Source organism: Microbacterium jejuense (assembly GCF_019511665.1).
Classification (GTDB): domain Bacteria; phylum Actinomycetota; class Actinomycetes; order Actinomycetales; family Microbacteriaceae; genus Microbacterium; species Microbacterium jejuense_A.
In genome coordinates, this window is sequence record NZ_JAEUAW010000012.1 from 122,497 (window position 1) to 131,264 (window position 8,768).

General features: G+C 71.6%; 11 protein-coding genes. 4 read left to right on the plus strand and 7 right to left on the minus strand.

The window, feature by feature from the left end; translation table 11 throughout:
* Window positions 1-8 precede the first annotated feature (8 nt).
* From JNB62_RS19625 to JNB62_RS14995, 3 genes are all read right to left on the minus strand, one after another.
* Entirely contained in the window at window positions 9-1,709 is a 1,701-nt protein-coding gene (locus JNB62_RS19625; protein ID WP_220301699.1) for a VWA domain-containing protein, read from the minus strand.
* Between the two features lie 180 nt (window positions 1,710-1,889).
* The gene (locus JNB62_RS14990; RefSeq protein WP_220301700.1) at window positions 1,890-2,276 is read right to left on the minus strand and encodes a DUF1801 domain-containing protein; all 387 of its coding nucleotides are present in this window, start codon (window positions 2,274-2,276) and stop codon (window positions 1,890-1,892) included.
* Window positions 2,277-2,284: 8 nt separating this feature from the next.
* On the minus strand, window positions 2,285-2,812 hold the full coding sequence (locus JNB62_RS14995) for a DUF1269 domain-containing protein (RefSeq protein ID WP_220301701.1): 528 nt from the start codon (window positions 2,810-2,812) through the stop codon (window positions 2,285-2,287).
* Window positions 2,813-3,004: 192 nt separating this feature from the next.
* Between JNB62_RS14995 and JNB62_RS15000 the strand changes: the two genes are divergently transcribed.
* Window positions 3,005-3,172, plus strand: a complete 168-nt coding sequence (locus JNB62_RS15000) for a hypothetical protein (RefSeq protein ID WP_220301702.1) — start codon at window positions 3,005-3,007, stop codon at window positions 3,170-3,172.
* 128 nt (window positions 3,173-3,300) lie between these two features.
* Window positions 3,301-3,765 (plus strand): pyridoxamine 5'-phosphate oxidase family protein, encoded by a 465-nt coding sequence (locus JNB62_RS15005; RefSeq protein ID WP_220301703.1) that lies wholly within the window; start codon window positions 3,301-3,303, stop codon window positions 3,763-3,765.
* A gap of 29 nt (window positions 3,766-3,794) precedes the next feature.
* Here JNB62_RS15005 and JNB62_RS15010 read toward each other — a convergent pair whose 3' ends face one another.
* The 4 genes from JNB62_RS15010 to JNB62_RS15025 all read right to left on the minus strand — a co-directional run bounded on the left by JNB62_RS15010 (window position 3,795) and on the right by JNB62_RS15025 (window position 7,005).
* Window positions 3,795-4,235, minus strand: coding sequence for an SRPBCC family protein (locus JNB62_RS15010; protein ID WP_220301704.1), 441 nt, complete (start codon window positions 4,233-4,235; stop codon window positions 3,795-3,797).
* A 44-nt stretch (window positions 4,236-4,279) separates the two neighbouring features.
* On the minus strand, window positions 4,280-6,004 hold the full coding sequence (locus JNB62_RS15015; RefSeq protein WP_220301705.1) for an acyl-CoA dehydrogenase: 1,725 nt from the start codon (window positions 6,002-6,004) through the stop codon (window positions 4,280-4,282).
* A gap of 75 nt (window positions 6,005-6,079) precedes the next feature.
* Window positions 6,080-6,541 carry a hypothetical protein gene (locus JNB62_RS15020; RefSeq protein ID WP_220301706.1) on the minus strand — a complete coding sequence of 154 codons (462 nt, stop codon included), beginning with the start codon at window positions 6,539-6,541 and terminating at the stop codon, window positions 6,080-6,082.
* A gap of 26 nt (window positions 6,542-6,567) precedes the next feature.
* Window positions 6,568-7,005 carry a helix-turn-helix domain-containing protein gene (locus JNB62_RS15025; RefSeq protein WP_220301707.1) on the minus strand — a complete coding sequence of 146 codons (438 nt, stop codon included), beginning with the start codon at window positions 7,003-7,005 and terminating at the stop codon, window positions 6,568-6,570.
* Between the two features lie 146 nt (window positions 7,006-7,151).
* On the opposite strand from JNB62_RS15025, the gene JNB62_RS19630 reads away from it, so the two are divergent.
* Window positions 7,152-8,354, plus strand: coding sequence for a globin domain-containing protein (locus JNB62_RS19630; RefSeq protein WP_220301708.1), 1,203 nt, complete (start codon window positions 7,152-7,154; stop codon window positions 8,352-8,354).
* Between the two features lie 14 nt (window positions 8,355-8,368).
* Window positions 8,369-8,768: DivIVA domain-containing protein (locus JNB62_RS15035; RefSeq protein ID WP_220301709.1), on the plus strand; the 400-nt coding region annotated here is incomplete at its 3' end.

Genomic DNA, 8,768 nt, shown 5'->3' on the forward strand with positions numbered 1-8,768 from the left:
TCCGAGGCTCAGCCGCAGCTGGGGCGGCAGCCGCGCTGCGTCACGGCGTCGATCAGCACCGTGCCGATGTCGGTGGGCTGCAGCGCCTGGTAGGCGGCGCCGTCGGTGGCGGCGGCGATCTGCTCCAGGGCGGACTGGTCGGTGTCGGGGCCGTAGCCGATCGCGATGACCGCGACGGGCTTGGACGGGTCGCGTAGCTTCTCGAGCTCGGCGAGGAGCCCGGGCAGGTCGAGGCCGTCGTCGTCCTCGTTGACGCCGTCGGTGTTGAGCAGAACGAGGTTGATCTTGCCGGGCTCGTACGTCTGGCGCATGTAGCTCACGGCGGCGAGCACGCTGTCGTACAGGCCGGTCCCGCCCCCGACGAGACTGTCGAGGTTGTTCGCGGTGTCGATGGTGAGCTGTTTGTGCGCGGGGTCGCCGAGCGATCCGAACGGCACGATCTCCTGCCAGTCCTGGCCGCCGATGCGGCGGCTCGAGAACACCCACGTCGCCAGCGACGAGTCGGTCGACAGCGAGTTGACGGCACGGACGGCCGCCTGCTCGAACAGGTCGATGCGCCGCATGTCGGCCGTCGCCGGCTGCAGCATCGATCCCGAGACGTCGTTCAGCGACAGCATCCGCGACGGTGCCGTCAGCACCTGCCACGTGCGCAGCGCCTCGGCCTGGTTGACGCTGTCGGTGGACGCGGGCGCCGCGATCGTGGTCTCGGCGTCGCCGGAGGCGGTCGGCGGCGGGTTGCCTTCGGCGTTGCGCAGGCCGTGCTCGGCGAGGATGTCGCCGGCGTCGGACATGGCCGCCGAGAGCGACGCGACGGCGGCCGTCGTCTCGTCCGAGGCGTCGGCGAGCGTCACGAGAGGCACGCCGACCGACGGCTTCACGTCGGAGGGGAAGATCGGCACGAGAGGCGCCTGCGCACTCTCGTCGTACATCTGCACCGCCTGCTCGGTGGTCACGGCGATCGTCGGCGTCGTCGCGGCCGACACCGCGTCGAGCGCGGCGGTCGGGGTCGGCACGACGCCGGGGTCCAGGCTGAGCGAGAGGGCCGTGAACGTGCGCGCGTCGCCGTTGAGCGCGGTCTGCAGGGCGAGCAGGGCGGCCGAGCTCGCGGCGACGGCGGCCGGATCGGGCAGCACGACGGCGACCGCGCCCTGCGTGAAGCTGGAGAATCCCGCGCCGCTGCCGGCGAGGGCGGTCGCGGTGGGTTCGGTCGCGGCGAACACGACGGGGGTGCTGGCGACGGGGTCGCTGACCACGAGCTCCGCCGCGGTGACGCCGGTGCGCTCGGCCTGTCCTGTCGCGCGCGCCGGCCACATCGCCGAGTCCGGCACCCAGATGTCGAAGTCCGGCTCCGCCCCGGTCGAGAGCGCGTTCGCCGTGACGGCGCTGTCTTCGGTGTGGATCGTGACGTCGGCGCAGTCCGTGCCCAGGGTTGCGGCGACCTCCTCGACGGCCCCGGCCACTGTCGGGTCGGCCGTGATGCGCAGGTCTTCGGGCAGGCACGAGTCCGTCGCCGCGGGCTGCTCCTCGGCCGCGGGCTCGTCGCCCGCGCCTCGGGCGAAGACGACACCCAGGACGACGACGAGCGCGACGACGAGAAGAAGGACGACGCCGAGCAGGATCAGCGACCGCCGGCGCTGCTTCGCGGCGCGCGTGGCCGCACGCGTCGGGGCGTTGTCGCCTGCGGGCGTGTTCGGCTGCACTCGAACCACTTGCACTCCGATGGACGGCGGGTCGGGGCCCGCTGCGGGATACGACAGCGTATCTGGCACGGCATCGTACGTTGGGGGGATTCTCCGCGCGAGTATAGGCGACGTCCGCGCCGAGCCGAAACGCGGTGCAGTTTCACGGGCGACCTGGGAGAAGTGGATGCCGGCGGCCGCGGCATCCACTCATCCCGCGGTGTTGAGCTCCACGGCCTGTCTCACGACGGCCGCGACCGCCGCTTCGTCGACCCTGCTGCCCTCGGCGAAGTCGACGGCCCGGACCACCTTGCTGTCGAGCCGGGTGTTGAACAGGGCGTCGGCTGGCAGACGGGCGCCTTTCGAGAACGTCAGTCGCACCGTGTTCTTGAGCACGTCGATGAAGCAGAGGTCGCCGTCGTGGGTCCAGAACGCGACCCCCTCGGGCTTGGAGGGCTTCTTGTACTTGACCACCTCGACGGCGTCCGGATCGCCGGCCCGTATCGCTGAGCGCAGCGCGACGTAGGCGTCGTGCTTCCAGCCGCTCAGCTGCGCGATGATGTCGTCGATCTGCTCGGAGTCGGGCTTGTCGGTCATGCGTCTGGTCAGGAGTTGATCTGCTCCACGACGTCGTCGGCCGACTGCTCGAGCGCCTTGCGCAGCTTGTCGTAGTCGTCGGCATCGATCGCCTTGCTGATGCGCTTCTCGGAACGGGCGAGCGCCTTCTCGACCTTGTCGGCCCACTTGTCGTCGACGACCGCGACGACCGCCGAGGTTCCGGGCGCGAGGTACTCGTCGACGTCGACGCCGAACTTCTTCTCGTCGCGGCCCTTCTTGATGGCGCCGAGCACGGCGCCGATACCTGCGCCGATCGCGGTGGCCGCCAGCAGGGGCGGCGCGAAGAGCCCGACGACCACGCCGGCGCCGGCGCCCCAGGCCGCACCCTTGCCGACCGACTTGTCGCCGTGCTCGTGCACCTGCACCTTGCCGTCCTTGTCACGGACGAGCACCACGGCGCCGACGACTTCGTATCCACCGGAGTCCTGGCCGCTGCGCAGGTCGTCGTAGTCCTCCGACGCGGCGTTCACGTCGTCGTACGAGCCGACCACCAGCGCGAGGTTCTTCGTGCCCATCGATAGCTCCCTTGCTCGCGTCCGAAGCCCTCGGCCCAGTGCCCCCATGCTCGGCTTGCGGACGGTGCTGCGATCGTAGTCCCGCGATCGACGCTGGAGGAAGGGGATGCCGGCGGCCGCGGCATCCCCTTCTCCATACCGACGCGACCGGCGTCGCCTACGCTGTGAACAGGTCCGAACGAAGGAGCCGACGTGTCACTGCCTGACGAGCGTTCCGCGCACGACCACGTCCCGGCCGAGGACGAGCCGAGCATCCCCGAGCTGGAGGAGGACGAGAACATCGCTCCCCGCCCGGAGGAGGAGATCGCCGACGTCCTGCGTGCGAAGCCCGACGTCGCCGACCACACGCACCGCGGCTGACGCCCGCGCCGTCGTCGACGCCGCGACGTGAACGCGGCGCCGACCTCCGCCGCGCAGCACGGGTAGGTCGCGGCATCCAGGATGTCAACGTCCTGGCGCCGACCGTGAGCACGCGGGAGTCTGGCGCCATGGCACACACAACGGAAGACCTCACCGGGCTCGATGCGATCGCCCGGCTCAAGGAGCTCGTCGAGGAGCTCGACGTCGCGATGATGACGACGCGGGATGCGGAGGGAAATCTCACCGCGCACCCTGTGAGCACGAAGGAGATGGACGGGTCGGGCGACCTGTGGCTCGTGTCCTCTTCCGCCGGCGCCGGCGGTTCGGGCCCGTTCGACGTGGGACTGTCGTACCTGGACCGCGAGGGACGGCGCTTCGCGTCGGTCGCCGGTCGCGCCGAGATCGTGGACGACGAGAACAAGGCGGCGGAGCTGGCGACCGACGACCTTGCCGAGCGGCTCGGCGCTGACGCGTCCGAGGTGACGCTCGTGCGGGTGACGCCGACCGAGTGCGAGTTCTGGGAGCCGGCCGACGGCGGGCGGACGGCATCCACCCAGGTCGCCGGGATGCGGCACGGCCGCGTCAGCTGCTGACGGCAGCGCGTCTGCGTGGCCGGCGGGCGTCAGCGCGCGTCGGCCAGGGCGCGGTCGAGCTTGGCGAACGTGCGACGCCAGCCCGCCGCGTAGTCGTGCTCGGATGTGCCGCGCAGCTCGCTGTGAACGAACCGCATCTCGGTGTCGCTGCCGTCGGCTGAGAGCGACACGCTCACCCGGGAGGTGTTGCCGGGCTCGCTCACCCACGACCACGTGAACCCCAGGGCCGCCGGCGCCTCGACGTGGAGGTAGGTGCCCTCGGACGTGTGCTCGTCGCCGGACGCGTCCTGGAACGAGACGGCGAACCGGCCGCCGACCCGCACGTCGAGGGTCGCGGCCGTCACGACGCCGTCAGGGTCCGACCCCCACCACCGGCCGACGAGCTCCGGGTCGGTCCAGGCGCTCCACACCACGTCCCGCGGTGCGCGGAATCGGTGCAGGATCTCGATCGACGACGGCTGCTCGGCCATGCGCCACACAGTACCGCCCACCGGCGACCCGGGACAGGAAGGGATCAGGCGATCTCGCCCGCGGCGACGGTCTCGGCCAGCGCGTGCACGCGAGGCAGGTGGTGGACGCCGTAGAAGTCCGCGGAGGTCAGGCGTGCGGCATCCCGCTCGCTCCTCACGTCGTGCGAGAGCACGGCGGCGACCGCGAGGCCGTGCATCCAGCCGCCTGCGAGCGTGCCGAGCAGCAGCAGGTACGGCACGCTGACGGCGTAGGCGTCACGGGGCGAGTCGGCGAAGCCGAGCACATCAGCGGTGGCGCGACGGGATGCCGCCACCGCCCGCTCGAGACGGTCCGCGCTGCGCGCGGCGCCCGCGTCGCCGTGGGCGCGCAGAGCGGCGACGGTCTCGTCGATCTGCGCGAACAGCTGCTCGGCGGCCGCTCCGCCGTCGCGGATCACCTTGCGGCCCACGAGGTCGTTGGACTGGATCGCGGTCGTGCCCTCGTAGATGGGCGTGATGCGGATGTCGCGGTAGTGCTGCGCGGCACCCGTCTCTTCGATGAAGCCCATGCCGCCGTAGACCTGGATGCCCTCGCTCGTGGTCTGCACGGCGTCCTCGGTGGTCCAGCCCTTGAGCACCGGCACGAAGAACTCCGCGAGCGGGGCGATCGAGGCGTCGTGCTCGGCGCGGTCGAGCAGGTCGGCCGCATAGACGCCGAGCGCCCGCATGGCGAAGATCTTGCTCGACATCGACAGCAGCAGGCGACGCACGTCGGGGTGCTCGGCGATCGGCATCCGGCCGTCACGGCCGAGGACGCGGCCCTGCACGCGATCGGCGGCGTACGCGGCAGCCTCCTGGTACGCACGCTCAGCGATGCCGGTCGCCTGGAAGCCCATGCCCGCGCGGGCGGAATTCATCATGACGAACATGCCGGCAAGGCCGCCGCCGACCTCGCCCACGAGGTACCCGGTGGCATCCTCGTACGCCAGGACGCACGTGGGCGAGCCGTGGATGCCGAGCTTGTGCTCGATCGAGACGGTGGTGACGCCGTTGCGCTCGCCGAGGCTGCCGTCCGCGTTCACGAGGAACTTCGGGGCCACGAACAGCGAGAGGCCCTTCGCCCCCTCGGGCGCCCCGGGGGTGCGTGCCAGCACGAGGTGCACGATGTTCTCGGCGACGTCGTGGTCGCCCCACGTGATGAAGATCTTCTGCCCGCGGATGGCCCAGGTGCCGTCCTCGCGCTGCGTCGCGGTGGTGCGGATCGCCCCGAGGTCGGTGCCGGCGTCCGGCTCGGTGAGGTTCATGGTGCCGGTCCACTCGCCCGACACCAGCTTGGTGAGGTAGGTCTCGCGGATCTCGTCGGATGCCGCGGCGTCGAGCGCGTGGATCTGCCCGGCCGTCAGCAGCCAGCACAGGGCGAAGGCCGCGTTCGAGCCGTTCCAGATCTCGCCGAGGCCCGCGCGGATGGCACCAGGCAGGCCGTCGCCACCCGCCGAGACCGGCGCCTCGGCCGTGACCCAGCCGGCCTCGACGAAGGCCTGATACGCCTCGGCGAACCCGTCGGGCAGGTGCACCTCCCCGTTCTCGAGACGCGCGCCGACGCGGTCGCCGACGGTCTCGAGCGGGGCGATGACGGATGCCGCGAACTCGCCGGCTCCGGCGATGATCTCGGTGGCGTCCTCGGCTGTCAGCTCGCCGCCCGTGGCGCGCGCGACGACGTCGAGGCCGAACGCCTCTCGGAAGAGGAAGGCGTAATCGTCGACAGGGGCGGTGTAAGAGGTGTCGGCCATGCCGGACTCCTGACGTTTCAGAACCGTGGGACTGCGGTTCATTCTACGCGAGACTGAGTCTCACGTCGCGGGGGATCAGGCCGCGATCGCGCGCAGGTGCGCGGCGACGCGCTCCGCGAAGGCCGGGCATCCCGCAGCGGCGAGAGCGTCGGTGAGGGACGTCGAACGGATGCCGGCGGCCTGGCGGGCACCGAGCTCGCGCTGGCGGCGACGCGTCAGGGCCCGGACGCTTCCGGCGGCTTCGTCGTCGATGCGGCAGAGCACCTCGTCGGGAGCGAGCGCCTGGGTGGCCCCGTCGGTCGTCACGTCGTCGAGCACGCCCCTCAGAAGCTCCTCACGCCGCGCCGCATCGGCGGTCGCGGCGTCGGGGTGGTGCGCGCGCCACTGCGAGGTCGCTGCGGCCAGTGCATCGGGCGAGGTGACCAGCCGGAAGGCGCCCGTCTCGTCGCGCAGCATCGCCAGCCAGCACAACGGCGTGCGCGTCGCGAGCACGTCGGCGTCGACGAACACGCGTGGCGGCACGGGGGGTTGCAGCACGGGGACAGACTACCCAGCGGAGCCTGTCAGTCGGCTCCGAATTCGTCGTCGAATCGGAGCAGCGCCTCGAGCGCCTCGCGTCGCTCGCGGGCCCGCGCCCGTCGCAGCGCGAGCACATCATCGGTGCGGAGCCGGGTGTGGCTGCCGACCTGGCGCGCGGGGAGGACGCCGTCGCGCACCATCTTCATGAGCGTCGGCCGCGAGACGCCGATGAGCTCTGCAGCGACCGTCGTCGTCAGCTCGTCGGGGAGCGACGACACCGAGACGGCGCCGCGTGCAAGCCCCGTGAGCACGTGCAGCAGGAGGGACTGGAGCTCCGGTGCGAGCTCTTCGGCGGCGTCGTCGTCGCGCACCAGTGCGAGGCTGCGCACGCCCGGCTCGCGCGTGCGCCGCACGACCTCCGCGGCCTTCTCGCGCAGGCCGTCGTCGACGAAGACGGTTCCGTTCGTCACGAGCACGGTCATGAGGCCCCCCAGCCTGAGCACCCGGATTCGAGCGCTTGCGGCATCCATGATATGCCCTTGCACTTGCAACTGAAGGCTTTGCGGATGCAAGTGGAACGCGCTAGCGTCGCCCCTACCGACTCGCCGAGGGATGGGACACGACACAGGTGGATGCGGATGCACTCAAGCGGACCTGGGCGCAGGTAGCGGCGTACGGGGACGCGGTTCCCGGGTATTTCTACGCGCACCTGTTCCTGGCCCACCCTGAGACGCGCGACCTGTTCCCCGTCGCCATGGCGAACCAGCGGGACCGCCTCGTGAAGGCCCTCGGCCACATGGTCAGCAACGTCGACCACGTGGGGGATGTCGTCGGCTACATCGAGGACCTCGGTCGGGACCACCGCAAGTTCGGCACGATCGCCGGTCACTACCCGGCCGTGGGCGCCTCGCTGCTGGCCACCCTCAAGCACTTCCTCGGCTCGGCGTGGACGCCCGAGCTCGCGGCAGACTGGGCGGCGGCCTACAACCTCATCGCGACGACGATGATCACAGCCGCGGAGTCCGTGGAATCGCAGCCGGCCACGTGGGCCGGTGAGGTCGTCGCGACCGAGCGCCGCGGCATGGACGTCGGCACGCTCACGATCCGCGTCGCCGACCGCTATCGCTACCAGGCCGGTCAGTCCCTCGCCCTGGAGATCCCCCAGCGGCCGCGGCAGTGGCGCTACTACTCGCCCACGCACGCGCCGCGGGCGGACGGCACGGTCACGTTCCACGTCCAGCTGGTGCCCGGCGGTCAGGTCAGCGGCGCGCTGCTGCGCGACGTCAAGCCCGGCGACAGGGTGCGCCTCGGCCCGCCGATCGGCGAGCTGCTCACGCTGCCCTTCGACAGCGAATGGCCCGACCTGCTGCTCGTGGCCGGCGGCACCGGCATCGCGCCCCTGCTGGCGGTGCTCGACCAGGTGGCCGCCCGCCACGCATCGCGGGGGAGCGGCCCGGACGTGACGCTCTACCACGGGGCGCGGCATCCCTGGGGCTTCTACGCGGAACCCGACCTCGAGCGGTTCGCCGACGCGCCGTGGCTGACGGTCGTGCACGCGGTCTCGGACGACCCGTCGTTCCCCGGCCTCCAGGGCCTGGTCGGCGACATCGCCGCCGCCGACGGCCCGTGGGAGGGGCGCCTCGCGATGGTCTGCGGATCGCCGCGCATGGTCGACCACACCATCGCCGCCCTGCGCCGTGCCGGGCTCGACGAGCAGTCCATCCGCGCCGAGAAGTACGAAGACCCGTTCACCCAACAACCCAGCGCCGCCGGGGCCCAGGCAGGGACCCCGGAGCTCGCCCGCTCCGGCGCCGGGCAGGGAATCCACTAGAGGGCAGAGACGAAATGACCCCGACGCAATCCGTATCCATCACCCCCGAGTTGCTGCGCACGGTCTCGTTCGCCGACGAGCGCAACGGCTACGCGCGCGGCGAGGTCCACGCCCTGCTCTCGGCCGCCGCCGATGCCCTCGAGCTGGCATGGCGCGACAACGACGCCCTCACCGCCGGCGCCGTGGCGAGCGAAGAGGGTGAGATCTCCAGCCGTGCCGTGCTGCTGCTCAGCAAGGCGCAGCGCATCGCCGACGACGCCGTCGCCGAGGCCGAGTCGTACGCGAAGGACCTCATCGAGACGGCCCGCAAGCAGTACCGCGAGATCATCGAGCGCGCCCAGCACGTCGCGCACTCGATCGAGAGCCAGGCCGCCGCCCACCCCGGGCAGCCTGCCGCCGCCGCCCCTGGGACGC